General features: G+C 72.6%; 27 protein-coding genes. 11 read left to right on the top strand and 16 right to left on the bottom strand.

Annotated features, from left to right (window positions below; all coding sequences use genetic code 11):
• The first annotated feature begins 282 nt into the window (after nt 1-282).
• A complete protein-coding gene (locus ACGFNF_RS13685) occupies nt 283-1518 on the top strand; it encodes an AI-2E family transporter (RefSeq protein ID WP_393167941.1) in 1236 nt (411 codons plus the stop codon).
• A 76-nt stretch (nt 1519-1594) separates the two neighbouring features.
• On the opposite strand, the gene ACGFNF_RS13690 is transcribed toward ACGFNF_RS13685, so the two are convergent.
• The 7 genes from ACGFNF_RS13690 to ACGFNF_RS13720 form a co-directional block, all read right to left on the bottom strand.
• Nucleotides 1595-2404, bottom strand: a complete 810-nt coding sequence (locus ACGFNF_RS13690; RefSeq protein WP_393167943.1) for an alpha/beta hydrolase — start codon at nt 2402-2404, stop codon at nt 1595-1597.
• Between the two features lie 66 nt (nt 2405-2470).
• Nucleotides 2471-2797 (bottom strand): hypothetical protein, encoded by a 327-nt coding sequence (locus ACGFNF_RS13695; protein WP_172896372.1) that lies wholly within the window; start codon nt 2795-2797, stop codon nt 2471-2473.
• A 65-nt stretch (nt 2798-2862) separates the two neighbouring features.
• A complete protein-coding gene (locus tag ACGFNF_RS13700; RefSeq protein ID WP_393167945.1) occupies nt 2863-3912 on the bottom strand; it encodes a hypothetical protein in 1050 nt (349 codons plus the stop codon).
• Nucleotides 3909-4403 (bottom strand): SigE family RNA polymerase sigma factor, encoded by a 495-nt coding sequence (locus ACGFNF_RS13705; protein WP_151454869.1) that lies wholly within the window; start codon nt 4401-4403, stop codon nt 3909-3911. The genes ACGFNF_RS13700 and ACGFNF_RS13705 overlap by 4 nt, the downstream gene beginning before the upstream one ends.
• 40 nt (nt 4404-4443) lie before the next feature.
• A complete protein-coding gene (locus ACGFNF_RS13710) occupies nt 4444-6231 on the bottom strand; it encodes a 3-hydroxyacyl-CoA dehydrogenase family protein (RefSeq protein ID WP_393167947.1) in 1788 nt (595 codons plus the stop codon).
• A 211-nt stretch (nt 6232-6442) separates the two neighbouring features.
• Nucleotides 6443-7501 (bottom strand): alpha/beta fold hydrolase, encoded by a 1059-nt coding sequence (locus tag ACGFNF_RS13715; protein WP_393167949.1) that lies wholly within the window; start codon nt 7499-7501, stop codon nt 6443-6445.
• 99 nt (nt 7502-7600) lie between these two features.
• The gene (locus ACGFNF_RS13720) at nt 7601-8065 is read right to left on the bottom strand and encodes an FHA domain-containing protein (protein WP_393167951.1); all 465 of its coding nucleotides are present in this window, start codon (nt 8063-8065) and stop codon (nt 7601-7603) included.
• A gap of 263 nt (nt 8066-8328) precedes the next feature.
• On the opposite strand from ACGFNF_RS13720, the gene ACGFNF_RS13725 reads away from it, so the two are divergent.
• Both ACGFNF_RS13725 and ACGFNF_RS13730 read left to right on the top strand, forming a co-directional pair.
• Nucleotides 8329-9825: an aldehyde dehydrogenase family protein gene (locus ACGFNF_RS13725; RefSeq protein WP_357577197.1), complete on the top strand. Its 1497-nt coding sequence runs from the start codon at nt 8329-8331 to the stop codon at nt 9823-9825.
• 68 nt (nt 9826-9893) lie between these two features.
• Entirely contained in the window at nt 9894-10571 is a 678-nt protein-coding gene (locus ACGFNF_RS13730) for a methyltransferase domain-containing protein (RefSeq protein WP_393167953.1), read from the top strand.
• Nucleotides 10572-10624: 53 nt separating this feature from the next.
• On the opposite strand, the gene nucS is transcribed toward ACGFNF_RS13730, so the two are convergent.
• Entirely contained in the window at nt 10625-11284 is a 660-nt protein-coding gene (nucS, locus tag ACGFNF_RS13735; protein ID WP_132231236.1) for an endonuclease NucS, read from the bottom strand.
• A gap of 71 nt (nt 11285-11355) precedes the next feature.
• On the opposite strand from nucS, the gene ACGFNF_RS13740 reads away from it, so the two are divergent.
• On the top strand, nt 11356-11973 hold the full coding sequence (locus ACGFNF_RS13740; protein ID WP_393167956.1) for a DUF4126 domain-containing protein: 618 nt from the start codon (nt 11356-11358) through the stop codon (nt 11971-11973).
• Between the two features lie 78 nt (nt 11974-12051).
• Here the strand turns inward: ACGFNF_RS13740 and ACGFNF_RS13745 are convergent, their stop codons facing one another.
• A complete protein-coding gene (locus tag ACGFNF_RS13745; protein WP_393167958.1) occupies nt 12052-12648 on the bottom strand; it encodes a hypothetical protein in 597 nt (198 codons plus the stop codon).
• 974 nt (nt 12649-13622) lie between these two features.
• Between ACGFNF_RS13745 and ACGFNF_RS13750 the strand changes: the two genes are divergently transcribed.
• Both ACGFNF_RS13750 and ACGFNF_RS13755 read left to right on the top strand, forming a co-directional pair.
• The gene (locus tag ACGFNF_RS13750; RefSeq protein WP_393167960.1) at nt 13623-14558 is read left to right on the top strand and encodes a polysaccharide deacetylase family protein; all 936 of its coding nucleotides are present in this window, start codon (nt 13623-13625) and stop codon (nt 14556-14558) included.
• 61 nt (nt 14559-14619) lie between these two features.
• The gene (locus ACGFNF_RS13755; RefSeq protein ID WP_132231228.1) at nt 14620-14922 is read left to right on the top strand and encodes a DUF1540 domain-containing protein; all 303 of its coding nucleotides are present in this window, start codon (nt 14620-14622) and stop codon (nt 14920-14922) included.
• 130 nt (nt 14923-15052) lie between these two features.
• Here the strand turns inward: ACGFNF_RS13755 and ACGFNF_RS13760 are convergent, their stop codons facing one another.
• Complete coding sequence (locus ACGFNF_RS13760) at nt 15053-17059, bottom strand: protein meaA (RefSeq protein ID WP_393167962.1); 2007 nt, start codon at nt 17057-17059, stop codon at nt 15053-15055.
• A 150-nt stretch (nt 17060-17209) separates the two neighbouring features.
• On the opposite strand from ACGFNF_RS13760, the gene ACGFNF_RS13765 reads away from it, so the two are divergent.
• Nucleotides 17210-18058 carry an ABC transporter ATP-binding protein gene (locus ACGFNF_RS13765; protein WP_132231224.1) on the top strand — a complete coding sequence of 283 codons (849 nt, stop codon included), beginning with the start codon at nt 17210-17212 and terminating at the stop codon, nt 18056-18058.
• A complete protein-coding gene (locus tag ACGFNF_RS13770; RefSeq protein WP_357577201.1) occupies nt 18055-18900 on the top strand; it encodes an ABC transporter permease in 846 nt (281 codons plus the stop codon). Before ACGFNF_RS13765 ends, ACGFNF_RS13770 begins: the two co-directional genes overlap by 4 nt.
• 51 nt (nt 18901-18951) lie before the next feature.
• Here ACGFNF_RS13770 and ACGFNF_RS13775 read toward each other — a convergent pair whose 3' ends face one another.
• Nucleotides 18952-19908, bottom strand: coding sequence for a helix-turn-helix domain-containing protein (locus tag ACGFNF_RS13775; protein WP_393167965.1), 957 nt, complete (start codon nt 19906-19908; stop codon nt 18952-18954).
• Nucleotides 19909-19966: 58 nt separating this feature from the next.
• On the opposite strand from ACGFNF_RS13775, the gene ACGFNF_RS13780 reads away from it, so the two are divergent.
• Nucleotides 19967-21151, top strand: a complete 1185-nt coding sequence (locus tag ACGFNF_RS13780) for an MFS transporter (RefSeq protein ID WP_393167967.1) — start codon at nt 19967-19969, stop codon at nt 21149-21151.
• A gap of 29 nt (nt 21152-21180) precedes the next feature.
• Here ACGFNF_RS13780 and ACGFNF_RS13785 read toward each other — a convergent pair whose 3' ends face one another.
• Both ACGFNF_RS13785 and murA read right to left on the bottom strand, forming a co-directional pair.
• The gene (locus tag ACGFNF_RS13785) at nt 21181-22029 is read right to left on the bottom strand and encodes a 3-hydroxyacyl-CoA dehydrogenase family protein (RefSeq protein ID WP_357577204.1); all 849 of its coding nucleotides are present in this window, start codon (nt 22027-22029) and stop codon (nt 21181-21183) included.
• Between the two features lie 102 nt (nt 22030-22131).
• Complete coding sequence (gene murA / locus ACGFNF_RS13790; RefSeq protein WP_357577205.1) at nt 22132-23571, bottom strand: UDP-N-acetylglucosamine 1-carboxyvinyltransferase; 1440 nt, start codon at nt 23569-23571, stop codon at nt 22132-22134.
• Between murA and ACGFNF_RS13795 the strand changes: the two genes are divergently transcribed.
• Nucleotides 23570-24142, top strand: a complete 573-nt coding sequence (locus ACGFNF_RS13795) for a cob(I)yrinic acid a,c-diamide adenosyltransferase (RefSeq protein ID WP_132231212.1) — start codon at nt 23570-23572, stop codon at nt 24140-24142. The two genes, murA and ACGFNF_RS13795, sit on opposite strands and share 2 nt — an antisense overlap.
• Nucleotides 24118-24570, top strand: a complete 453-nt coding sequence (locus ACGFNF_RS13800) for a VOC family protein (protein ID WP_393167970.1) — start codon at nt 24118-24120, stop codon at nt 24568-24570. Before ACGFNF_RS13795 ends, ACGFNF_RS13800 begins: the two co-directional genes overlap by 25 nt.
• Before the next feature lie 80 nt (nt 24571-24650).
• Here the strand turns inward: ACGFNF_RS13800 and ACGFNF_RS13805 are convergent, their stop codons facing one another.
• From ACGFNF_RS13805 to ACGFNF_RS13815, 3 genes are all read right to left on the bottom strand, one after another.
• Entirely contained in the window at nt 24651-25106 is a 456-nt protein-coding gene (locus ACGFNF_RS13805; protein WP_357577207.1) for a DUF2550 domain-containing protein, read from the bottom strand.
• Nucleotides 25107-25118: 12 nt separating this feature from the next.
• Nucleotides 25119-25403 carry a F0F1 ATP synthase subunit epsilon gene (locus tag ACGFNF_RS13810; protein ID WP_132231208.1) on the bottom strand — a complete coding sequence of 95 codons (285 nt, stop codon included), beginning with the start codon at nt 25401-25403 and terminating at the stop codon, nt 25119-25121.
• 89 nt (nt 25404-25492) lie between these two features.
• The gene (locus tag ACGFNF_RS13815; RefSeq protein WP_393167972.1) at nt 25493-26635 is read right to left on the bottom strand and encodes an LCP family protein; all 1143 of its coding nucleotides are present in this window, start codon (nt 26633-26635) and stop codon (nt 25493-25495) included.
• Nucleotides 26636-26691 lie beyond the last annotated feature (56 nt).

The following is a 26691-nucleotide window of genomic DNA, read 5'->3' on the forward strand; positions in this document are numbered from 1 at the left end:
CGCCGGGTCGGTGGCACCGCCGGGTCGGTCACACCGCCGGGTCGGTGGCACCGCCGGGTCGGTCACACCGCCGGGTCGGTCGCACCGCCGGGTCGGATGGCACGGCTCGGGCAGGTAGCACGGTCAAGTCGGGTGGCACGGCTCGGGCCGGTGGCACCGTCGGGTCGGGTGGCACGGCTCGGGCGGGTCGCACCGTCGGGCCTGCGGCGTACGCTCCCGGTGGGATTCGCCGACGTGAGCCGTGGTCGGGCCGTCCCGCGGGAATCGATCCAGGGAGGTCCGATGGCGGACGACGGACCGATGGCGTCGAGCGGCGACCGGGAGCCCGGCCGCGCCCCGGCACCGGGCGACAGGAACCGGAAGCCGGAGCACGCCACCGCGCCCGAACACGCCGACAGGACGACGGGCACGAGAGACACGACGGGCACGACCGGCACGACGGACGACGGCGAGCCGGCGGGGAACGGGTCGAGCCGGTTCGGTACGCCGGGGCGGCCGCTGAAGCGCAGCAGCTTCCTGGTCGGCTTCACCGGCGCGGCCGGGGTGCTGCTCGCGTACGCCCTCTATCTGGGCCTGCGCAACGCGGCCGGCATCCTGGTCCTGGTGGTCATCGCGCTCTTCCTCGCCGTCGGTCTGCACCCCGCGGTGGTCCGGTTGCGGTCCTGGGGGCTGCCGCACGGGCTCGCCGTGGCGGTGGTCGCGCTGACGGTCGTGCTGCTCCTCTGCGGTGGCCTGTTCGCCCTGGTGCCGCCGATCGTCACGCAGAGCGGGCAGTTCATCGGGCAGTTGCCGAGCTACCTGGAGGCGTTGCGCCGCAACGAGACGGTCAACGACCTGGTGGAGCGGTACGACCTGATGGAGCGGGTGCAGAGCGCGGCGAACGCGGACACGGTCGGTCAGGCCCTCGGCGGGGTGCTCGGCGGCGCCCAACTGATCTTCGGCACGGTCTTCCGGGGGCTGACCGTGCTGGTGTTGACCATCTACTTCCTGGCCTACTTCGACCGGCTCCGCGACCTGGGCTACTCGCTGGTGCCCCGCTCGCGCCGGGAGCGGGTACGGCTGATCGGGGACGAGATCCTGACCAAGGTGGGCGCGTACATGGTGGGCGCGCTCAGCATCGCGGTGCTGGCCGGGGTGTCCACGTTCGTCTTCGCGTTGATCGTCGGTCTGCCGTACCCGTTCGCGCTGGCCGTGGTGGTCGCGGTGACGGACCTGATCCCGCAGATCGGCGCGACCCTCGGCGCGGTGATCGTCAGCCTGGTCGGGTTCGCCACGGACCTGCCAATCGGCATCGCCTGTGCGGTGTTCTTCCTGATCTACCAGCAGGTGGAGAACTACCTGATCTATCCCAAGATCATGCGCCGGTCGGTGTCGGTCAACGAGGTGGCCGCCCTGGTGGGCGCCCTGCTCGGGGTCTCCCTGCTGGGCGTGGTGGGCGCGCTGATCGCGATCCCGGCGGTGGCCGCGCTCCAGCTCATCCTGCGGGAGGTGGTCCTGCCCCGGCAGGAGTCCCGCTGACCCCGCCCGGCCCGGTCCGGCCACGGATGGACCGGGTCGGCCGGGCTCGCGACGGGAGCGCGAGGCCGAGGGCGCGTCAGCCGGCCTGGCCGGCGGGCGGGCCGGGCACCGGGCGGTCCGCGAAGGAGGCCACCGTGCGGTCGGCGTACGCGCTGACGTCGCCGGTCTCCATCGGGCCGTCCCAGGTGGTCGGCAGCGGCACGGCGGCGGCCGGGTTGACCCGGCGGACCACCTCGTCCAGCACGGTCTCGGCGTCGCCGACCCAGAGGTGCTTCGCCCCGGGCACCCCGACCACCTCGGCCTGCGGCACCGCCGCGAAGCGCTCCCGGGCCTCGTCGGGGCGCAGGTAGTCGTCGAACTCGGGCACCAGCGCGGTCAGCAGCTTGCCGGACTCCGTCCAGTGCTCCAGGTCGGCCGGGGCGGAGAAGCGCAGCGGCGGGGAGAGCAGGATCGCCCCGACGACGGCCGGGTCGCAGCCGTACTTGAGGGTCAGGTCCGTGCCGAACGACCAGCCGAGCAGCCAGACGTTCGGCAGCTCGTGGAACTCGGCGTATTCGATGGCGGCGGCGACGTCGAAGCGCTCGCCGACCGCGTTGTCGAAGGCCCCCTCGCTGGTGCCGCGCATGCTGCTGGTCCCCCGGGTGTTGAAGCGGAGCACCGCCAGGTCGGCCAGGGCCGGCAGCCGCCACGCCGCCTTGCGGAACACGTGGCTGTCCATCATCCCGCCGTGCGTCGGCAGCGGGTGCAGGCAGACGAGGGTGCCCACCGGGTCACGGTCCAGCGGGCGGGCCAACTCGCCGACCAGCCGCAGACCGTCCGCGGTGTGCAGCTCGATGTCCTCGCGGTGCCCGGGCAGGATGGAGGACGCGCGGATCGGTGTGCTCACCCCACCAGTCTCTCCGGTGCGGCCGGGAACCGCCGGGCGGGGCGGAAACAGCGTGATCCAGATCGCTCAGCCGTAGCGGGGAGCACCGCGACCGCGCTGGACGACCGGCCCGCGCCGGTCCCGGGCCCGCCAGCACCCGCTGTGCCAGTGCCGCCGGTCGGTCAGGTCACCCCGCCCGTCCGCCGGCCACGCCACCAGGTGCGCCACCCCGGGCCGGATCTCCTGGTCACAGCCCGGACAGCGGTACGTCTTGGTGGAGGCGCCGCCGCTGATGCCGCGTACCTGCCAGTCGCCGTCGCGCCACTGCTGCACCGAGGCGACGCCCTGCCGGGCCCGGTCGGAGTCGAGGTGCGCGGCGTCATCGCGGCGGGGTCGGTTGCGACGGGGGCTCACGCTTGCCAAGCGTACGGGCCGGCGGCGGGACCGGCCCTGGGTGGGCGGCCGGCCCCCGCCGCTGGTCAGTCCCAGGTCTCCGGGTCACCGGGATCGGTGGCGACCTGCGCCCCGCCCAGCAGGACGGCGGCGTCCGCCTCGGTGAAGTCCCCGTGCGACCAGCTGAAATCGACGATCAGGTGGGCCTTCGGGATGCCGAGCAGCTCCAACTGGTCGCCCCGCGGGTAGAGGTAGGCGGCCCGGCCCCCGATCGTCCGGTTGCCCGCCGTACGGCCGGTGACCGTCGAGCGCGCGTAGTCGAACGCGACACGCGTCTCCGCTTCCCCGGGCCCGTTAACCACCAGCGACATGTGCAACGTGGCGGGGAAGGACCCCGCATCGACGGTGCACTGGTCCAGCCGGGCGCCGGCGGGCAGCGTGGTGAGCCGCACCGGCGCGACGCAGCGGCGCGCCTCACCCAACCGGAGGGCGCTGATCGCCACCTCGATCTCCTGGGCGGTCGTGGCGGACACGGCGGCCCGGGCGTACAGGCCGGGGGCCGGCTGCCAGAGCCGGATCCAGACGGAGGTGCCGCCCTCCCGGTGCAGGCGGTCGGCGCCGTCGAAGACCGTCCCGCCCGTCATCCCGGTGGCCCCCGGCGGCAGCCCTTCGACCGCGTACTCCCACAGCGCGTCGGCGGAACGGGCCAGCGCGACGCTCACCGGCCGGCCACCGCCGACCTCGACGCGGATGCTCTCCACGCCGAACCCGACGTGCCAGCCCCGGTAGCGGGCGCGGGCCGGGTCGAACCCGAAGTGCAGTACCTGCGGATCCGTGCCGACCAGGTCGGGCCGGGCGGCCGCGCCGGGGACGTTCTCCAGCCGGGGCGGCGCGGCGGTGGCGGCAGCCGGCGCGGCGGCGTCCGGCGGGCGTACCCGCTCCGGCAGGCCGGCGCCGGTGGCGACGGTGAACCCGAGCACCGCCGCCACGCCCAGCGCGACGCCCGCGCCGGCCCGACGGCGACGGCGGCGGACCCGTCCCCCGGCGACGGCACGGGCGGTGAGCCGGTCGGTGTCGACCGTTCCCTCGGCGCGTTCCCGCAGCGTCCGTACGATCCGTTCGTCGAGGTCGGTCACGGCCGGCTCCCGTTCGTCGCCGGGACGCCGTGGCGCTCCCGGAGGTTGTTGAGCGCCCGCATGGCATGGGTGCGGACGGTGACCGGCGAGCAGCCGAGGATCTGGGCGATGGTCGCGTCGTCGAGGTCCTCGTAGTAGCGCAGCACGAGCACCGCCCGCTGGCGGTCCGGCAGCCCGAGGATGAGCCGCCACATGGCGTCCCGGTCGGCCGTCTCGCCGCCGAGGTCGCCGTGCTGGGGCCGTTCCGCGAAGTCGGCGGTGGCCAGCTCCCGGTTCGTCCGCCGGCGCCACCAGGAGTTGTTGGCGTTGACCAGCATCCGGCGCACGTACACGTCCGGCCGGTCCACCCGGGCGATCCTCCGCCAGTGCACGTACGCGCGGGTCAGGACGTCCTGGGTGAGGTCCTCGGCCCGGTGCTCGTCGCCCGTCAGCAGCCGGGCCAGCCGCATCAGGGCGGGGCCTCGGCTGCCGACGTACTCCTCGAAGGTCACACCATGCAGACGCCGTCACCGGCGGGCGGTGTTGACCGGGTCAGCGACGGGTGTGGTCGCGGAAGCCCCGGCCGCTCTTGCGCCCCAGGTAGCCGGCCGTGACGAGGTGCTCCAGCAGCGGCGCGGGCGCGAAGCCCGGCTCGCGCAGCTCCAGGTAGAGCTCCCGCTGGATGGCCAGCGAGACGTCCAGGCCGACCACGTCGAGCAGCTCGAACGGGCCCATCGGGTAGCCGCAGCCCAGCTTCATGGCGTGGTCGATGTCGTCGGCGGTGGAGTAGCTCGCCTCCAGCATCTTCACGGCGTCGTTGAGGTACGGGAAGAGCAGCGCGTTGACGATGAAGCCGGACCGGTCGCCACAGACCACGCCCGTCTTGCCCAGCGCGGCACAGACCGCGCGGGCGGTGGCGGTGGTCTCCGTCGAGGTGCGGATGGTCTCCACGACCTCGACCAGCGGCATGAGCGGCGCCGGGTTGAAGAAGTGCAGCCCGATCACGTCGGCGGGCCGCTGGGTGGCCATCGCGACGTCGATCACCGGCAGCGAGGAGGTGGTGGTGGCGAGCACGACGCCCGGCTTGCAGATCTCGTCGAGGCTGGCGAAGAGGGCCTTCTTGACGCTCAGCTCCTCGACCACGGCCTCGACGACGAGGTCGACGTCGGCGAGGTGGTCCAGGGTGGCCGACCAGTTGATCCGGCCGAGCGCGGCGTCCCGGTCCGCCTCGCTGAGCTTGCCGCGCACCACGCCCTTGTTGAGCGAGGTCTTGACCGCCTCGAAGACCTTTGCGGACTTCTCCGCGCCCCGGGTCACCGAGACGACCTCGTAGCCGGCCTTCGCGAAGACCTCGATGATGCCGGTGGCCATCGTCCCGGACCCGACGACGCCGACCTTCGCGATCGCGGCGGCGCCGGCGAGCGCGGCCTCCGCCGCCACCGGCGTCTGCTCGTCGGGTACGACGACCGGGGAGCCCGGCCGCTCGTAGGTGTAGAAGCCCCGGCCGGACTTGCGGCCGAGCAGCCCGGCGGTGACCATCTGCTTGATCAGCGGCACCGGGGCGTGCCGGCGGTCCCGGCCGCCGCGCCGGTACATGGTGTCGAGAATCTCGTACGCGGTGTCCAGGCCGATCAGGTCCATCAGCGCCAGCGGGCCCATGGGCAGGCCGCAGCCGAGCTTCATGGCCGCGTCGATGTCCTCGCGGGTGGCGTAGTGCGCCTCGAACATCCCGACGGCGTGGTTGAGGTAGCCGAAGAGCAGCGCGTTGGCGATGAAGCCGGCCCGGTCGCTGATGGTGACGTCGACCTTGCCGAGCCTCTTGCAGAGCGCCTCCACGTCGGCGACCACGTCGGCGGAGGTGACCACCGTCCGGACCACCTCGACAAGCTTCATCACCGGGGCGGGGTTGAAGAAGTGGATGCCGATCACCTGGTTGGGACGGCTGGTGGCGACGGAGATCTCGGTGACGCTCAGCGACGAGGTGTTGGTGGCCAGGATCGCCTCGGGCTTGCAGACCCGGTCCAGCTCGGCGAAGATCCGCTGCTTGAGGTCCAGGTGCTCGGGCACCGCCTCGATGACCAGGTCCACCGCGTGCAGCGCGTCCAGCCCGACGGCGAACCGTACGCGGCTCAGCAGCGCGTCCCGGTCGGCCTCGGCGAGCTTGCCCTTGGCCACGGCCCGGTCCGTCGACCCGGTGAGGATGGCCCGGCCGCGTTCCAGCGCGCCCTCGGAGACCTCCACCGCGACGACGTCGACCCCGTTGCGCGCGAATACCTCGACGATGCCGGCACCCATGGTGCCCAGACCCACAACGCCCACGCTGGTGAAATCACGCGCCACGACCAGCCTCCTCGATGCTCCGCACAGCCACGTTAACGACCATTAAGGTTATGCGCGCGAGTCTGCCACGTGACGTTGGGTTGTCGAGGCGCCGTGGGAAATTTCACGAGCCCAGCGGGGCTGCGCGCGCCGTCCGGCCGGGCGGGTCGGGTCGTGGTCGGTCGCTCGCCGCGCCGATCGGGCTCGCCCGCCGGTCAGCCCAGCGTGTCGGTCAGGCCAGCGTGTCGGCCAGTCCCAGCAGCTCGGCGACGAACTCGGCCGGCCGCTCCAGGTGCGGGCTGTGCCCGCAGCCGGGCAGCAGCACCTCGCGGTACGCCCCGCCGGCCGCCGCGTAACGCTCCAGCACCGCCCGGGTCTGCGCCACCATCGGCTGCGCCGGGCAGGCCGCCTCCCCCGGCCAGCCGGGCAGCACACCCAGCGAGCCCAGGTGGGCCAGGTCCATCATCGCGGTGTCCGAGACGATCACGTCGGCGTCCCCGTGGATCCAGGTGATCGGCGGCTTCCCGGCCACGGCGACCAGTTCGTCGGCGATCCGGAAGTGCGCCGGGGAGAGGGCGTTGAGCACGCCGCGCCGGCCCGGGGCGGTGCCGGGCCAGTTCGCCGAGGCCACCGCCGTACCGGGGTAGTTGTCGTCACCGGTCGCGGTGGAGAGGAGGCTGTCCAGCAGCAGCTCCTCGTCGTCGCCGAGCGAGGCCGGGTCCGCCACGTAGGTGGCCCGCAGCACGGCGCGCGGGCTGGCCGGGCTGTCCGCGCCCCGGTCGCCGGCGGCCAGCCGCCTGACGAAGTCCCCGTTGGCGGTGCCGCCGCCGGTGCCTGCGAAGTCGGGGGTGGTCGGCGTGCCCGCCAGGTCCCGGGTGCCGCCGTAGCCGTATGGCGAGACCGGAGCGGCGAGCAGCAGCGCGCCCACCCGGTCGGGGTGGTCGACGAGCAGCCGCATGGCCACCCCGCCGCCGAGCGAGTGGCCGACCACCACCGGCCGGACGCCGGGGGCGAAGAGGGACGGCTCGTCGAGCAGCGCGGCGACGTCGTCGGCGAAGTCGCGCAGCCCCCGGGTCGCGTCCACCCCGACGGTGTCGGTCAGCCCGTAGCCGCGCAGGTCGGGCGCGACCACCCGGAGGGTGGCCGGCAGTCGCCGCAGGAGCGGCTCCCAGAAGGCCGCCGACGAGCAGTTGCCGTGGATCAGCAGTACGGGAACGCCGTCCGGCGGCCCGGCCACCCGTACCGCCTGGGTGATCCCGTTCGCCGACACCTGCCGCTGTCCGGTCTCCATCCGCCGGATGCTGCCACGGGGGCGCCGGACGCGTCCATGGGCCGGCCCGCCACCTTCCCCGGCCCGGAGGTGTGCGCCGGCGTCCGCCGTCGGTGCCGGTCAGGACGGCGCGGACGACACCGCCGGAAGCGCCACCGGCGACACCGCGTCGACGGCCGGTGTGGCCTGCGCCGCGATCGGCAGCGGCAGGGTCGGGCGGCGGTCCCGGCGCGGCTCGCCGAAGCTGAAGCCCACCGGGTCGGTCCGCGCCACGCCGGGGTCGAAGACGCGCAGCTCGGTGCGGCCGAGCCGGATCACGTCCCCGTCGGCCAGCCGCTCCACGCCGGTGATCCGCCGGTCGTTCAGCCAGGTGCCGTTGGTGGAACCCAGGTCCGCCAGGGCGGCCCCCTCGCCCGTCAGCCAGACCTCGGCGTGCCGGCGGCTCAGGTGGGCGTCGTGCACCACGATGTCGGCGGTCGACCCCCGGCCGATGACCTGCCGCTCAGGGCCCACCCGGACGCTCAGCCCCCGCATCGACCCACCGGCCACCGTCAACAACGGTCTCAGTTCCGGATGTTCCTCCATGGAATGTCAGCCTCCACCCCGCGCGGTCACCCCGCGCGTCAGCCTGCCACCACACGGTAGTCGCTCCCACCGCCGCATGGTCACCTCCGCGTCCCCGGCCGGACACCTCGCGTTCGGCGTTTCGGCGCCCTCCGGCGGAAGAATCATCACAAGTCCGGCCGACCGGCGTCCACCCCGTTCCGCCGTCCCGCGGCTGGTCCGACCGGCGGGACCCGGCCGTCGCGGCCCTACCGGCGAGTAATTCTCGGGTCTAGACTTCCGCCATGACGGCTGTGCGTGTCCCGGGTACCCCGGTCATCGAGGACGGTCGGCTGGTGTCGACGAGCCCGGCGACCGGCGCGGAGGCCGGACGCCTGCCGGTCGCCACCGCCGAGGACGTCGGGCGGGCCGTCGAGCGGGCCCGAGCCGCCGGCGAGTGGTGGGCCGGGCTCGGCTTCGGCGGGCGCAGGGAGCGGCTGCTGCGCTGGCGCACCCTCCTCGCCCGGCGGATCGAGGAGATCGCCGAGCTGGTGCACGTCGAGGGCGGCAAGCCGATCGCCGACGCCGTCGTCGAACTCGTCAGCGCCGTCGAGCACATCGACTGGGCGGCCCGCAACGCCGGCCGCGTGCTGGGCCCCCGCCGGGTCCGCTCACGGCTCGTCCTGGCCGAGTTCTCCGCCCACCTCGAATACCAGCCGTACGGCGTCGTCGGCGTGATCGGCCCGTGGAACTACCCCGTCTTCACCCCGATCGGCTCCGCCGCGTACGCGCTGGCGGCGGGGAACGCCGTGGTGCTGAAGCCCAGCGAGTACACCCCCGTCGTCGGGCAGTGGCTGGTCGACACGTTCGCCGAGGTGGTGCCGGAGCAGCCCGTGTTCACCGCCGTGCACGGGCTCGGCGACGTGGGTGCGGCGCTCTGCCGCTCCGGAGTGGACAAGGTGGCCTTCACCGGCTCGTCGGCCACCGCGCGGAAGGTGATGGCGGCCTGCGCCGAGTCGCTGACGCCGGTGCTGCTGGAGGCGGGCGGCAAGGACGCGATGATCGTCGACGCCGACGCCGACCTGGACGCCGCCGCCGAGGCGTGCGTCTGGGGCGCGCTGACAAACGCCGGCCAGACCTGCATCGGCATCGAACGGGTCTACGCGGTCGAGCCGGTCTTCGACGCCTTCGTCGGCAAGGTGGTCGAGCGGGCCGGCCGGTTGACCGTCGGCCCGGACGACGCGGACATCGGCCCGATCACCATGCCGAGCCAGGTCGACGTGATCCGCCGGCACATCGACGACGCGCTGGCCCGGGGCGGCCGGGCCGTGCTCGGCGGCGCGGACGCGGTGCAGCCGCCGTACGTGCGGCCGACCGTGCTGGTGGACGTCCCGGAGGACTCCGCCGCCGTACGCGAGGAGACGTTCGGGCCGACGCTGACCATCAACCGGGTCCGCGACGCCGACGAGGCCGTCGCCCGCGCCAACGCCCTGTCGTACGGCCTGGGGGGTTCGGTCTTCGGCCGGCGGCGCGCGGTGGCGATCGCCCGGCGGCTGCGCTCGGGCATGGCGTCGGTGAACTCGGCGCTGACCTTCGCCGGGATGTCCACCCTGCCGTTCGGCGGCGTCGGCGACTCCGGCTTCGGGCGCATCCACGGCGAGGACGGGCTGCGCGAGTTCAGCCGTGCCAAGGCCATCACCCGGCGGCGGGCCCGGTCGCTGCTGCCCTCGACGACCTTCGAGCGGACCCCTGCCGACGTCGCGCGACTCGTGAAGGCCATCAAGGTCATGTACGGCAGGTGACTGTCGGATAACCGATCATGAACACCCTCACATGTGTCCAACGTGGTGGGAGCGGTACATTGCGTTAAATGCGCCCCCATCGATTGCGCTTCCACCTCGTCGACAGTGACCGGTCGTGGAGTGCCCGGCAACGGCGTCGCCGCGCCGACTGGCTGGTCCGGACGTTCCCTGACCTGGAGAAGATGCACGTCATCGACCTGGGTGGCCGGCTCGGCACCTGGACCCGGGCCGACGTGCGGCCGGCGCGCGTACACGTGGTCAACCTGGAGCGACCGCCCACGGACGTCCCGGAGTGGGCGGAGGTCGACCGGGCCGACGCCTGCGACCTGCCGGCCCGGATCACCGCGCGCCGCTACGACCTGGTCTTCTCCAACTCGGTGCTGGAGCACGTCGGCGGGCACGAGCGGCGGCTGCGCTTCGCCGACGCCGTACGCAACCTCGGCGACCGGCACTGGGTGCAGACGCCCTACCGCTACTTCCCCATCGAGCCGCACTGGATCGCGCCGGGGATGCAGTTCCTCCCCGTGCGGCTGCGGACCGCGTTCGCCCGCCGCTGGCCGCTCGGACACAAGCCGACCCGCAGCCACGAGGCCGCCATCCACCAGGTGCTCTGGACGGAGTTGCTGGACCGCTCGCAGATGCGGCACTACTTCCCCGACTCGCGGATCCTCGTCGAGCGGGTGGCCGGCCTGCCCAAGTCGCTGATCGCCGTCCGCGCGGACGGCCCGCCGGAGCCGCCCCGTTGACGTCGCGGTGGGCCCGGCCTCCGGCGTCCCCGCAATGCCGCGAGGGCGGTCCGTCAGAAGAGGGTGAGCTCGTCGCGCTCGATGCCGCGCAGCTTGTCGTAGTTGACGACCACGCAGCGGATGCCCCGGTCCGTGGCGAGCACCCGGGCCTGCGGCTTGATCTCCTGTGCCGCGAAGACCCCGGCGACCGGCGCGAGCAACGGGTCGCGGTTCATCAGCTCCAGGTAGCGGGTGAGCTGCTCCACGCCGTCGATCTCGCCGCGCCGCTTCACCTCCACGGCCACGGCGCCCTGGTTGGCGTCCCGACAGAGCAGGTCGACCGGGCCGATCGCCGTCATGTACTCCCGGCGGACCAGCGTGAAGCCCTCGCCGAGGGCCTCCGGGTTGGCTGCCAGCAGCTCCTGGAGGTGCGCCTCCACGCCGTCCTTGCGCAGGCCCGGATCGACGCCCAGCTCGTACGAGGTGTCCTGGAAGATCTCCTCCAGGGTGATCCGCAGCTCCTCCCCCGCCTTGTTGACGACCCGCCAGACGCCGGGGGCCTCCTCCAACCGGCAGGGCGGGCTCATCCAGTTCAACGGCTTGTACGCCCGGTCGTCGGCATGGATCGACACCGACCCGTCCGCCTTCACCATGAGCAACCGGGTGGCCGGCGGCAGGTGGGCCGAGAGCCGTCCGACGTAGTCCACCGAGCACTTCGCAATGACCAACCGCACCCGACGAGGGTAGCCGAGACCCCGGCCCACGCCAGCGAGCGGCACTGGCGTGCCGGTGCGATGCTGAGACGGTGCTCGAAGTTCTCACCGGTACCGGTCTCGCCGCCTCGGCGGGGCTGAACGCGTACGTTCCCCTGCTCACCATGGGTCTCCTGGCCCGCTACACCAGCCTGATCGACCTGCCCGGCGGCTGGCAGTGGTTGGGCAACGGCTGGGTGATCGCCATCCTGGCCGTCCTGCTGGTCGTCGAGGTCGTCGCCGACAAGGTCCCGGTGGTCGACCACGTCAACGACGTCGTGCAGACCGTGGTCCGGCCGACCGCCGGCGGCCTGGCGTTCGGCGCGGGCTCGTCCTCGGAGACGGTTACGGTCAGCGACCCTGACACCTTCTTCTCGTCCAGCCAGTGGGTCCCCGTGGTGGCCGGGGTGGTGATCGCCCTCGGCGTACACCTGTTGAAGTCCGCCGCCCGACCGGTCATCAACGCGACCACGGCCGGCGTCGGCGCGCCCGTGGCCAGCACCGCCGAGGACGCCACAAGCGTGGCCATGTCGGTGGTGGCGATCCTGCTGCCGGTGCTGGTGCTGGCGTTCCTGCTCGGGCTGGTCGTCTTCGTCTTCTGGTTCGTGCGCCGCCGCTCCGACCGCCGCCGGGAGCGTCAGGCGGCGCGGGCCGCCGGCTTCCGCGTCTGACGCATCCGGACATACCGCTGGCCGGCACCCGGGTGGGGTGCCGGCCAGCGGCGTACGTGCGCGTTTGGTGTTCTGTCGTCAGCTGTTCCAGTGCTCGGCCACCAGGTCGGCGGCCTGCTGCTCCCACTGGGCGTAGTGGTCCGGGTACGCCGACACCTGCACCGTCTGCGCGGCCTTCGTCAGCGGCATGTCCTGCCACCCGTCGACCTGCTTCAGACCCTTCAGGAAAGCCGTCGTCGAGTACTCGGGGTCGGTGATCTGCTCCACCGTGCCCCAACCCGAGGACGGACGCTGCTGGAACAGGCCCTGCGAGTCGTGGTCGTTGCGGTCACCCAGATGACCCAGGTTCTCCAACTTCGACTCCTGCAACGCGGTGGCGATCGAGACGACGGCGGCGCGCTCGTCCATGCCGGCCTTCTTCGTCGCCGCGATGATCGCCTTCACGTTCGCCACCTGCTCGTCCGACAGGTCGACGTGCGACTGCGCGCTCTGCACGCCATGCGGCACCAGCTTGCCCATGTCCGGCTTGTCGGCCTGCACCGCAACCGCCGTGATCGGCGAGCCCGCCTCGACCTCGACACCGGAGTTGGCGTGGTTCAGCGGACCGGCAGCAAGACCACCGGCAACCGCCAGGCCAGCAATACCAAGAACGCTCTTACGCATGATCGTGTTCATCGGAAACGCTCCATTCGGGGGTCGGCACCCGCACCGAGGGGGATCGGCTCACGCGGGTGCAAGCACCGTCCGGCGCTCATGAACTCACGGGGGATCTCCGGCATCCGGAGGAAGATCGGATCGGCCACACCCCCCGGATGCCTGACCGCGAAGGTCGAAGCTGTCTCGCGGGGCGGGGATCCCTCACGGGATGCCCTTACGCGGGCCGTGACCATGTGTAACCACCGCCGACCCGCCATCATTCCGGGGCCCAGGCCCGCCAGCCGTCGGACAACGTGGCCTGGCCCACTCGGACGGGGTTGGCCCGCGCTCGGTCGGGGCCGGCCCGCGCCGCTCGGAGGGGCACGGCCGGCGAGGGGAATGGCGGCCGGTTCAGCCTCCCGCGACGGCGGTCTCGCTCGGTCGTACGCAGGGTGTAACGACCCCGCCCCCGCCACGATTCCGCCCCCACGATGCCTCCGGCCACGCCCACAAAACCGGACAAAGCATCCAGCGCGGGGGCGTCAAGTGAAGCCCGAGGCGGACGCAATCGGACCCCGGCGACGAGACCGGACACCGAAGCGGACAGCGACAAGGTGGGCGACCGTGACACCCCGGCCGAATTGCCCCGCCTTGAGCCACCACCCACCGACGACCCACCCACTCAAGCCGCCCCAGATAGCCGCTCAAAACGGACACCGGTCACAAACGGATCCGCAGCCGCCCAGTCCGTTGGAGATCTTGGTAGGAGAGTGCCTCTATAGGGGCGTTTTCTTGCCAAGATCTCCGGTTTGAGCCCGGCGGACGAGCGGCGTCCACCCACTGGTGATCAGCTCATGGCGGCAGGCAGGTAGAGCTCGGGGACCCGACGGGCACCGCCCCGCCCGGGACAAGGCCGCGCAACCAACCCGACAGGGTCCACGCACGCAGTCGGCTCGGGCAGCAAGCTCGACAGCGGGCACGCAGGAAATGTCAGGCGCTGACATCATCTCCCGGTGCACGTGAAGATCCCCCGCGTTCCGCTCGTCGCGACCGTCACCGCCGTGGTCGCCGCTGCGGCTCTCCTCGTCCTCCCGAGCCCGCTGCGCGCGCCGGCCGACGCCGGCATCGTCCGCATCGCGGCAAAAGATCGCGCCCCGGCCGCCCCGGAGACCACGGCCCCCGCCGCGCCCCCGATGACGGTGGCCCCGACGGTCCCGGAGGCCACGGCCCCGGCCGCGCCCGCGGTGACGGTCCCCGGCGCCACCCCGGTCGGGACCAGGCCACCCGTCGTCGACCACGGACCGCGTACGGGGAACAAGGTGGCGCTCACCTTCGACGCCGACATGACGGACGCGATGCGGTACCAACTGCGCAGCGGCGCGGTGCGGTCGTACGCGAATTTGAAGATCATCGACCTGCTGGAACGGGAGCGGGTGCCGGCCACCTTCTTCCTCACCGGCAAGTGGGTGGAGCAGTACCCGGACGTGACCCGTCGACTCGCTGCGAACCCGCGCTTCGAGCTGGCCAACCACACGTACGGGCACCTGGCCTTCACCCCGGACTGCTACGGCCTGCCCCGCATCGCGGAGCGGGAGATGACCGCCGACGTGGCCCGCACGTTCGACGTGGTGGCCGCGTACGGGGGGCGGCAGACCCGGTACTTCCGCTTCCCCGGGCTGTGCCACGACAGGAAGGCGCTGGCCGCGCTGGCGCCGCTGGGGGTGACGGTGGTGGACGGCGACGTGGTCAGCGGCGACCCGTTCGCGAAGTCCTGGCGGCCGGTGGTCCGCGCCTCGCTGGACGGGGTGCGGCCGGGATCGGTGATCGTCCTGCACGTGACGGAGGCGAACGCGCCGATGACGGACGAGGCGCTGCCGCACATCCTGGCCGGGCTGGCCGAGCGCGGCCTCGAGCCGGCCCCGCTGTCGGAGGTGCTCGGAGTGGGCTGAACCAGGCTCGGCAAAACCCACAAAAGCCTAAAATCGGGGCACGACTCTATAGGAGGTCACCATGACCGCAGCAGTGGAGATGCCCCGCGTCCAGGAATGTGTCGTGGCGGCGTGCTCGTACAACCACACGAACGACTGCCACGCCTTCGCCATCACCATCGGCAGCCCGGACCACGCGCACTGCCACACCTTCGTCGAGATGCCGGCGGTCCGTGGCGGGGTCGACGGCGGCATGACCGCGCAGGTGGGCGCCTGCCAACGCGCGGACTGCCAGCACAACGAGCAGCTGGAATGCCACGCACCGGCGATCAAGGTCGGTCCCGACAACGACATGGCCGACTGCATGACCTACGTCAGCCGCTGACCCGGGCACGGTCGCACCGGCGTCAGGCCGAGCCGCGACGCCCCGGGCAGGACGACCCAACGTCCCCTAAGAGCGGACCAGCCGACGGACAGGCCCCTGGCGACGTGTGCCCTCGCCGGGGGCCTTCCCCTCAGCGCAGGCCGTTGGCCTCCCGGACCACGGTGACCAGGTCGTCGATGATCCCGGTCAGGGCGAAGTCCTTCGGCGTGAACACCCGGGCCACCCCGGCGGCGCGGAGCTGCTCCGCGTCGCCGGCGGGGATGATCCCGCCGACCACCACCGGCAGGTCCGGCCGGCCGGCGGCGCGCAGGCCGTCCAGCACCGCCGGTACCGCCGCCAGGTGCGAGCCGGAGAGAACCGAGAGGCCGACCAGGTCCACGTCCTCCTCGACGGCGGCGGCGACGATCTGCCCGGCGGTCAGCCGGATGCCCTGGTAGACCACCTCGAAGCCGGCGTCGCGGGCGCGTACCGCGATCTGCTCCGCGCCGTTGGAGTGCCCGTCGAGGCCGGGCTTGCCGACGAGCAGCCGCAGCCGGCCGCTGCCCAGCTCGCGGGCGGTGGCGGCGACGCGCTGCCGGACGGCGGCCAGGGTGGCGTCCCCGCCGGCCCCGGCGGCGCCGGTCAGGCCGGTGGGCGCCCGGTACTCGCCGAAGACCTGGCGCAGCGCGCCGGCCCACTCGCCGGTGGTCACCCCGGCCCGCACGCACTCCAGCGTCGCGGGCATCAGATTCGTCGTGGTCGCGGCGTCCGCGCGCAGCCGGGCCAGCGCCGCGTCGACCGCCGCGTCGTCCCGCCCGGATCGCCACCGGCGTACGGCCTCAGTGGCCGCCGCCTCGACGGCCGGGTCGACCTGCTCGACTGACTCGGCGCCGGCGGCGGTCAGCGGCGACGGCTCGGTCTCGGTGAACCGGTTGACGCCGACCACCACGTCGGCGCCGGACTCCATCCGGCGGCGGCGCTCGGCCAGCGAGGCGACCAGCGCGCTCTTGAGGTAGCCGGTCTCGACGGCCGCGACGACGCCGCCCATCTCCAGCACCTTCTCCAGCTCGACCCGGGCCCCGGTGACGATCTCCTCGACCAGCGCCGTCATCACGTGCGAGCCCTCGAACAGGTCCGGGTACTCCAGCAGGTCCGACTCGTACGCGAGCACCTGCTGCATGCGTAGCGACCACTGCTGGTCCCACGGCCGGGGCAGCCCGAGCGCCTCGTTCCAGGCGGGCAGCTGCACGGCGCGGGCGCGGGCGTCCCGGGAGAGGGTCACGCCGAGCATCTCCAGCACGATGCGCTGGATGTTGTTCTCCGGCTGCGCCTCGGTCAGGCCCAGCGAGTTGACCTGCACGCCGTAGCGGAACCGCCGCTGCTTCGGGTTCTCCACCCCGTAGCGCTCGCGGGTGATCTCGTCCCAGAGCGCGCCGAAGGCCCGCATCTTGGCGATCTCCTCGACGAAGCGCACCCCGGCGTTGACGAAGAAGGAGATCCGCTGCACGACGTCGCCCATCCGCTCGGCGGGCACCTGCCCCGAGTCGCGGACCGCGTCGAGCACCGCGACGGCGGTGGAGAGCGCGAAGCCGACCTCCTGCACCGGTGTCGCGCCGGCCTCCTGGAGGTGGTACGAGCAGATGTTCACCGGGTTCCAGCGCGGCATCTCGCGCAGCGTGTACGCGACGACGTCGGCGGTCAGCCGCAGCGACGCGGCCGGCGGGAAGATGTGGGTGCCCCGGGAGAGGTACTCCTTGATGATGTCGTTCTGCGTGGTGCCGGCGCAGCGGGCCAGCTCCGCGCCCTGCTCCTCGCCGACCGTGCCGTAGAGGGCGAGCAGCCACATCGCCGGCGCGTTGATGGTCATGGACGTGTTCATGTCGGCCAGCGGGATGCCGTCGAAGAGGGCCCGCATGTCGCCGAGGTGCGCCACCGGGACGCCCACCCGGCCCACCTCGCCTGCGGCGAGCTCGTGGTCGGGGTCGTAGCCGGTCTGGGTCGGCAGATCGAAGGCGACCGACAGCCCGGTCTGCCCCTTCGCCAGGTTGCGGCGGAAGAGCGCGTTGGTCGCGGCGGCCGAGCTGTGCCCGGCGTAGGTGCGCATCACCCAGGGGCGGTCGCGCTCGGGCAGCCGGCCGGGGAGAGCCTTCTCGTCCATGGCGGGAGTCTAAGTTACCGTTCAGTCACCAGAGCTGTGGAAAACCACACAGCTCCATGGAGCGGAAACCCGGGTGCGAAGCGCCCGACATGGGCGCGACCACCACACCCCGGCCGGCCCGCCGCCGCGGCCAGGTCGCACACTTGACGCATGCATGACGAGCTGGCGATCTCCGTGCGGGGGCTGCGCAAGGCGTACGGGGACAACGTCGCCGTGGCGGGCGTGGATCTCGACGTCCACCGCGGCGAGGTCTTCGCCCTCCTCGGCCCCAACGGCGCCGGCAAGACGACCACCGTGGAGATCCTGGAGGGCTACCGGCGGCGCGACGCCGGCGAGGTGAGCGTCCTCGGCAGCGACCCGGCCCGTCCGGCCGCCGACTGGCGCTCCCGGGTGGGCATCGTGCTCCAGGGCACCGGCGAGTTCGACGAGTTGACGGTCGCCGAGGTGGTGCGCCACTTCGCCGGCTTCTACGCCGACGCCGACGACCCCGACAAGGTCGTCGAGCGGGTGGGGCTGGCCGGCAAGGCGAAGGCGCGTACGCACACCCTCTCCGGCGGGCAGAAGCGCCGGCTCGACGTGGCGCTCGGCATCGTGGGCCGCCCCGAGCTGCTCTTCCTCGACGAGCCGACCACGGGCTTCGACCCGGAGGCGCGCCGCGAGTTCTGGGAGCTGATCCGCGACCTGGCCGCCGCCGGCACCACCATCGTGCTCACCACCCACTACCTCGACGAGGCGGAGTCCCTCGCCGACCGGGTCGGCGTGATCGCGGGCGGCCGGGTGGTCGAGGTGGCCACGCCCGACCAGCTCGGCAACCGGCGCGAGGCCCTGGCGACGGTCTCCTGGCGTACGCCGGAGGGGGCGCGGGAGACGGCGGAGAGCGCGACGCCGACGGCGCTGGTGGCGGAGCTGGCGGCGCGCTTCGGCGGCGAGGTCCCGGGCCTGACGGTGACCCGGCCGACCCTGGAGGACATCTACCTGCGCATGATCGGACACCGATGACCACCACGACGAAGCCGGCCGCGCCGGCCACCACGGCACCGGCCCGGCGACCCGGTCCGGTCTCCCTCAGCCTGCGGCAGAGCCGGCTGGAGATCACCCAGTTCCTGCGCAGCCGGGAGTCCGTCGTCTTCACGATGGGCTTCCCGGTCATCATGATCCTGATCTTCGCGGCGATCTTCAACGACGAGATCGCCCCCGGGGTCAGCTACACGCAGTACTTCATCACCGGCATGATCGCCACCGGCCTGATGACGGTGAGCTTCCAGAACCTGGGCATCTGGATCCCGATCGAGCGGGACCGGGGGGTGCTCAAGCGCTACCGGGGCACGCCGATGCCGAAGTGGGTCTGGTTCGCCGGCAAGGTGATCATGGTCGTGGCGATCGGCATCGCCGAGACCGTGCTGCTGCTCGCGGTCTCGGTGGCGCTGTTCGACCTGGAGCTGCCCGGGACCGCCGCGAAGTGGCTGACCTTCGGCTGGGTGTCGGTGCTCGGCGTCACCGCCTGCACGTTGTGCGGCATCGCCATCTCGTCGCTGGCCCGCACCGCCCGCAGCGGCTCGGCGGTGGTCACCCCGGTCGCGCTGGTGCTCCAGTTCATCTCCGGGGTGTTCTTCGTCTTCACCGAGCTGCCGACCTGGATGCAGCAGGTGGCGGCGCTCTTCCCGCTCAAGTGGATGTGCCAGGGCCTGCGCTCGGTCTTCCTGCCGGACGGCTTCGGCGCCCGCGAGCCCGGCGGCTCGTTCGAGCTGGACCGGGTCGCCCTGGTCCTCGTCGCGTGGTGCGTCATCGGCCTGGTGCTCTGTCTGACCACGTTCCGCTGGACGACCAAGCGCGACGGCTGAGGTGTAAGGAAGGGCCCCCCGTCAACGTCTCCGGTAGAGGAAGGGCCCCGGCTAACGCGTGGACGACGTGAGCGCGACGCCGAGCGGCGTACGCCAGTAGAGCACCTCGCGCCCGGACCGCCGCTTGCCGACGGCGCCCGCGTCCAACAGCACCCGCAGGTGGTCGCCCACCGTCCCGAGGGAGAGCCCGGTCACCGCCACGAGTTGCGAGGTGCTCAGCGGCGTGTCCAGCCGGGCCAGGATGTGGGCCCGGTTGGCGCCGATCAGCCGGGCGAGCCCGTCGGGTGCCGGTGAGGTGGGATCGACCAGGATCCCGTGCACCGGGTACACCATCCCGAACCGGGTCGGCCTGTCCCAGACCACCCAGCCGCGACGGCAGTGCGCCGGGAGGAAGACCAACTGCTCGGCCTCGTCCAGCGACAGCGGCGGCTCCGGGTAGTCGTTGACCTGGAGCCGACCGTCGCCCAGCCAGCACACGTTGCGGTTGAGGTCGGCGAACACCCCGGCCCAGCCGCCCGCGCTCAACGCGGCGGTGCGGGCCACGATGTCCGCCCGGAGCCGGCGTTCCCGCTCCGGCCACTCCGGCTCGACGGTGTGCGTCCAGACCCAGTCGAGCAGCTCCACCACCTGCCCGGTGAGACCGTCCGCCAGCAGCTCGGCGGCGAGCGGCTCCGGGCGGGTGGCGCGCAGGTCGGCCCGGATCCGCTCGTCGGACAACCGCCCGACGGCCGCCAGCTCCGCCGCGAACGTCGGTTCCGGCGAGGCGGGCGCGACGGTGAGGAAGTCGGCGGTCCACCGGGGGTGGAACGACGCGGGCAGCAGCGCCCGGACCACCGGCCGACCTGCCAGCATCCGCCGGAACGCCGCGACGTGCGGCTCCCGCCAGGCCCGCTGCCACGGGGTACGCGGGTAGTGCAGCGCGCGCAGCGCGGCGACCGTGTCGACCATCGGCGAGACCGTGAAGCGGCTGCGCGCGAGGAGATCCGACGGCACCTGCCAGACGGCCATGTTTCGCCTCCGGACGTAACTCTAGGAGATCCACCCGGCACCCCACACGATCGGGCCCGTGAGAACGTACGCAGATCTGTTCGCGGTCCGGGAGTTCCGCAACCTGTTCCTGGCGAACTGCGCGGGCATCGCGGCGCACACGACGTCGGCGCTGGCGCTGGGCTCGCTGACCTACGCGTCGACCGGCTCGGCGCTGCTCACCGCGCTGAGCATGTTCGGCGCACCGCTCGCCGGCGTGCTCGGCAGCCTGACGTTGCTGTCGGCCGCGGACAGCCTGCCGCCCCGCCGGGCGCTGACCTTCGCCGCCGTGCTGGTCGCCGCCGGAGCGGCACTCCAGGCGGTGCCCGGCCTGCCGCTGTGGGCCCGGTTCGCGATCATTTTCACCGGCGCGTACGTCGGGTCGATCACGGGCGGGGCCCGGTGGGCGCTGCTCACCGACATCCTGCCGACCGACGCCTACGTGCTGGGCAGGTCCACCATGAACACGAGCGTCGGGGCGATGCAGATCGCCGGCTTCGGGCTGGGCGGCGTCCTGTTGTTCTGGCTGGACCCGTACGAGGTGTTCCTGCTCGCGGCGGTGCTGCGGGCGGTGGCGGCGGCAGTCGGGTGGTTCGGGATCTCGGAGCGCCCGGCCCGGACCACCGCCCGGACGACGGTCGGGCGCACGCTCCGGGTGAACCGGGAACTGTGGACGAATCCCGGCCGCCGCTCGCTCCTGCTCAACCTGTGGCTGCCGCCCGGCCTGGTCGTCGGCTGCGAGGCGCTGTTCGTGCCGTACGCCGGGGACCGCGCCGGCTTCCTCTACGCCGCCGCGGCCCTCGGCATGCTGGCGGGCGACGTCGTGGTGGGACGGTTCCTGCCCCCGGCCCGGCGCAACCGGCTGGTCCCCGCCCTGCGGCTGCTGCTCGTCCTGCCCTACCTGGCCTTCGCGCTGTCGCCGGCGCTGCCGCTGGCCATGCTGGTCGCGGTCGTCGCCTCGGTGGGCTTCGCCGCCGGGTTGCCGTTGCAGGAGCGCCTGATCGCCCACTCACCCACCGAGTTCCGGGGCCAGGTGCTGGGCCTGCACCACAACGGGATGATGGCCGCGCAGGCGCTGTGTGCCGTGCTCGCCGGCACGGTCGCGGACCTGGTCCCGGCGGGCCGGGCCGTCGCGCTGCTCGCCACGGCGGCGCTGGCGGCCACGCTCGTGCTCACCGCCGGGCTGCGACGGACCGCCCCCGTGCCGGTGGAGGCGGTCCGCTGAGCGGCCGGGGACGTCGCCCCGGCTGCCCGTCAGTACGTGTAGAAGCCCTTGCCGCTCTTGCGCCCGAGGTCCCCGGCGGTGACCATGCGCTGGAGCAGCTCCGGCGGGAAGAACTTCTCGTCCGCCGTGTCGGTGTAGATGTTCTTCGAGGCGTGCAGCAGCACGTCCACGCCGGTCAGGTCCGTGGTGGCCAGCGGGCCCATGGCGTGGCCGAAGCCGAGGCGGCAGGCGGTGTCCAGGTCCTCGGCCGACACCACGCCCGACTCGACGAGCTTGACCGCCTCGACGACCAGGGCCGCGATCAGCCGGGTGGTGACGAAGCCCGCGATGTCCCGGTTGACCACCACGACCGTCTTGCCGATCTCCTCGGCGAACGACTTCGCCGCGGCCAGGGTCTCGTCGCTGGTCTTGTAGCCGCGCACCAGCTCACAGAGCTTCATCATCGGCACCGGCGAGAAGAAGTGGGTGCCGACGACCGCCTCCGGGCGCTCGGTCACCGCGGCGATCTGCGTCACCGGGATGGCCGAGGTGTTGGTCGCGAGCACCGCGTCGGCCTTGCATATCTTGTCCAGCGCGCGGAACACCTCGTGCTTGATCTCCAGCCGTTCGAAGACCGCCTCGACCACGATGTCCGCGTCGGCCGCCGCCTCCAGGTCGGTGGTGGGGGTGATCCGGCCCAGCGCCGCCTCGACCTCGGACGCCTCGATCCTGCCCTTCTCGGCGAACCTGGTCAGCGACTTTCGGATGCCGTCCATGCCCCGCCCGGTGGCCGCGTCGTCCAGGTCCCGCAGCGTCACCTGCCAGCCCGCCTGCGCCGCCACCTGGGCGATGCCCGAGCCCATCAGCCCGGCCCCGACGACCGCGAGTCGACCCGCCATCTGCTTCTCCCTCGCCTGATTGAGTGTCTGCCAGCACCCTAGTCGGCGAGCCTGAACGGATGCTAAGGCGGCCGGGCGAGGTGCCGCTCGGGCGCGGCGGGCTCAGATGCTCAGGTCCGGTTCCTCCGGTGCGGTGCCCCGCTCCACCTCGACCCCGAGCGCGCGCAGGTCGGCCGCGAAGTCCGGGTAGCCCCGGTCCACGTGGTGCACGTGGGAGACCTCGGTGACCCCCTCCGCGCAGAGCCCGGCGATGATCAACCCGGCGCCGGCCCGGATGTCGGTGGCGCGCACGGGCGCGCCGGAGAGCCGGTCCCGGCCCCGGACCACCGCGTGGTGGCCGTCGGTCTTGATGTCCGCGCCCAGCCGCATCATCTCGTTGGCGAACATGAACCGGCCGTCGAAGATGTTCTCGGTGATCAGGGAGGCCCCGTCGCTGACCGCCGCCAGCCCGATCGCCATCGGCAGCAGGTCGGTGGCGAAGCCCGGGTACGGCAGCGTCACGACGTCCACCGCCGTCGGCCGGTCGTCCATCCGGATCCGGAACGCGTCGCCCCGGGTCTCCACCAGGCCCCCGGCGGAGACCAGCTTGTCGAGCGCCACCTCCAGGAACGCCGGCTCCACCCCGGTCACGGTGACGTCCCCCCGGGTCATCGCCGCGCCGAACGCCCAGGTACCGGCGACGATCCGGTCCCCCACCGTCGCGTGCCGCACCGGCCGCAGCCCCGGCACCCCCTCGATGTGCAGGGTGGAGGTGCCGGCGCCGGAGATCCGGGCGCCCATCTGGTTCAGCATCGTGCAGATGTCGACGATCTCCGGCTCCCGGGCGGCGTTGTCGATGACGCTCGACCCCCGGGCCAGCACCGCCGCCATGACCAGGTTCTCGGTCGCCCCGACGCTGGGGAAGTCGAGCACGATCTCCGCACCGTGCAGCCCGTGCGGCGCCGACGCGATCACGAAGCCGTGCTCCCCCGAGATCTCGGCGCCCATCCGGGTCAGCCCGGAGACGTGCATGTCCAGGCCCCGCGAGCCGATAGCGTCGCCGCCCGGGTGGGCCACCCGCACGTGGCCCCGGCGGGCCAGCAGGGGGCCCAGCACGCAGATCGAGGCGCGCAGCCGGCGTACGAGGTCGTAGTCCGCCTCCGCGCCGGGCTGCTCGGGCACGTCGATGACGACCGACCGGGAGCGGGCCACCCCGCCGTACGCGACCATCGGGTCGACCGGGTCGTCGGCGTCGAACCGGACGCCGCAGCCGAGCCGGCGGAGCACCTCGCCCATGATCGCGATGTCGGTGATGCGCGGCACGTTGGTGATGACGCTGCGGCCCGGCGCGAGCAGCGCGGCGGCCATCAGCTTCAGCGCCGAGTTCTTGGCTCCCACGACGTGCACCGAGCCGGCCAGGCGCGCGTCGCCGCGCACCCGGATGACGTCGAGGTCGTGGACCGCCGGGTCACCGGCGTCGCCGGGGCCCCCGGCCGCTCGGACGGCGGTGCCGCCCGGCCGCTCCGGGATCGTCAGGTCCGGTATCCGTAGGCTGTGCGTCATGGCCGTCCACCTCACGCGCATCTACACCAAGGCCGGCGATGCCGGCATGACCAGGCTGAGCAACAACGAGCAGGTGCCGAAGACCGATCCGCGCATCTCCGCGTACGCGGACGTCGACGAGTGCAACGCCGCGATCGGCGTGGCGCTCGCCCTGGGACAACTCGACGAGGAACTGCGGGCCGTCCTGGCGTCGATCCAGAACGACATGTTCGACGTGGGCGCCGACCTGGCCACCCCGGTCGAACCCGATCCGAAGTACCCGCCGCTGCGGGTCACCGAGGCGTACGTCGAGCGCCTGGAGGGCTGGTGCGACGAGTACAACGCACGCCTGAGCAAGCTCGACTCCTTCATCCTCCCCGGCGGCACCGCGGGTGCGGCGCTGCTGCACGTGGCGCGGACGGTCGCCCGACGCGCCGAGCGGGCGGCGTGGGCCCTGGTCGCGCACGACCCCGAGCGGACCAGCTCGCTCCCGGCAAAGTATCTCAACCGGCTATCGGATCTGCTCTTTATCCTGTCAAGAACGGCAAATCCGGACGGAGATGTGCTATGGGTGCCGGGCGGCAACCGCTGACCACGCGTCCCTCGTGCCCGTCGGAGAACCCGGTGGGCACGCTGCATCACGTCGAGGTCTGGGTGCCCGATCTGAACGCCGCCACACTCTGCTGGGGCTGGCTGCTCGGCGAGCTGGGCTGGAAGCCGTTCCAGGAGTGGCCGGACGGCCGCTCCTGGCGGCTCGGCCCGACGTACCTGGTGCTGGAGCAGTCGCAGGCGCTGCGCGGGCGGCGGCACGACCGGCTGGCCCCCGGCCTGAACCACCTGGCCTTCCACGCCGGCCCGCCCGCCGCCGTGGACCGGCTGGTCGAGGCCGCGCCGGCGTACGGCTGGTCATTGCTCTTCCCCGACCGCCATCCGCACGCCGGCGGTCCCGACACGTACGCCGCCTATCTCACTGATAACCAGGGGTACGAAATCGAACTGGTCGCGTCGCCACCCGAGTAGTTCAGCGGCCACCTGACGAAACCGGTAACGGTGCAGGGTGTAAAAGTGCGCCGAACCGTGGGCAGTGCGACGGCACCTGATCAGGCGGCGGGCCAGTCCTGGGAGGCCAGACGCGGCGAGACCGCCCCCGGAGGGGCGGCCTCGAGCCAGGAGAGGAATCCGGTGACGGTGGACCGGGCCATGGCGATCTCCACCGGGGCGTGGTCACTCGTACAGCGGAGGATGACCCAGTCGGCGGGCATCGAGAGGCGCTCCTGCCCCTCGGGCAGCCGCCGTCGTTCGACGGCAAGCTGTTCGCGGGAGAGCACCCGGGCGGGCCGGATGGCGAAGCTGAACAGCCGGTACCAGCGGAGTTCGTCGCCGACGAAGCGGCCGAAGCCGGGAGACCAGCCTCGGCCGTCGAGCATCGTGGAGGTCCGGACGCCGAGCCGGATGATGCCACCGCTACGGGTGACGACGGCCCGCCGGGCGAAGAGGATCAGGAGTGCGCCGAGGATGACGGCGACGCCGATTCCGATCCCCTCGACGATCTCCATCGACGCTTCGGCTCAGCGGCTCTGCGCGGCGGAGACCGGGGTGGCGCTCTCGGCCAGGACGGTGACGCCCTCGGCGGTCACCGACAGGAAACCGCCGGCCACCTCGTAGGAGACCTGCTCGCCGCCGGGAAGCTTGATGCGCACCTCGCCGGGCTCGGCAAGCTGGCCGAGCAGGGGCGCGTGCCCCGCCAGCACACCCAGCTCGCCCTCGGTCGTGCGGGCGACGACCATCTCGGCCTCGCCGGACCAGACCTTCTCCTCGACGGCTACGAGCTCGACGTGAAGCTGCTTTGCCACGCTGTCTCCTTGCTGCGGCGGCGGATTGCCGAAAGTCTAGTCGTGCCGCAGACCCGCCCCCAACGCGGGTGGCGAGACCTGCGCCACGACTACTTCGCCTTGTTCTGGAAGTCGGGATGCTCCACCAGGAACGCGTCGAGCTGCCCCTTCTGCAGCGCGGCGAAGAAGTCGTCCACGGCGGGCTGGAACTTCTCGCCCCGGTATTCGCCGTTCTCGATTACCGAGCCACCCGGCAGCTTGATCATCTGGATCGTCTCCGGGCGGATGTCCTTGAGCGCCAGGCCGAAGTCGACCACGCCGTGGCCCCGGCCACTGAAGATCAGCGACTGCCCGGCCGCGCGCAGCACCCGGTCCAGCTTGACCGGGTTGGTGACCACGTCGGCGCTGAGCGCCTGACCGGCCATGGCCTTGACGAACTGCTGCTGGTGCCGCTGCCGCCCGTAGTCGCCGTCCGGGACGCCGTTCTTCGGGTAGCGCTGACGGACGTAGTCGAGCGCCTGCCAGCCGCTGAGGTGCTGGTTGCCCTTCTTGTAGACCGCCTGCGGGCCGACGTAGCCCTCGCCGTTGGGGTTGCCCTTGCGGTGCTTGCCGTCCGGCTCGCGGTGCTCGGAGCGCACCTCGCGCTCGATGTACATGTCGACGCCGCCCATCGCGTCGACGATCTTCTTGAAGCCGTTGAAGTTGATGATCGCGCCGGCGTCGAAGCGCGTGATGCCGGTGACGTTCTGCACCGTCGTCGCCAACAGCTCGAAGCCGCGGGCCGCGTCCGGGTTGCCGCCGGGCACCCGGCTGCCGTACGACATCGCCGCGTTGAGCCGGTCGGTGCCGCCGTTGAACTCCGCCCGGCTGAACTCGGGGATCTCCACGATGAGGTCACGCGGCATCGAGAAGAGGTAGGCCCGGTCCAGCTCCGCCGGCACGTGCAGCACCATGACCGAGTCGGCCAGCGGCGGCATCTCGGGGTTGCGCGGGTCGATGCCCACCAGCAGGATGTTGAGCGGCCCCTTGATGTCGCTCTTGCGCTCCTTCGCCCCGGCGGCCTGGTCGCCGAAGAGGTCGGCCTTGCCGACGGCCCCCTCGTAACGGGCCATCAGCGCCTCGGCACCGACCAGCACGGCCCCGCTGAGCAGCATCAGGACGGCACCGAGCACGGTGCAGACCCGGGCCCAGCGCGGCACCCCCGACCACCTGGACGGCTTGCCACCGCCCTTGTCGGCCTTACCCACGATCATCTCCGTTCGTCACGCCCACGATCAGGAGACGGGCGCATGCGGCCGATTCGTTGCGG

Source organism: Micromonospora sp. NPDC048868 (genome assembly GCF_043198195.1).
Lineage (GTDB): Bacteria > Actinomycetota > Actinomycetes > Mycobacteriales > Micromonosporaceae > Micromonospora > Micromonospora reichwaldensis.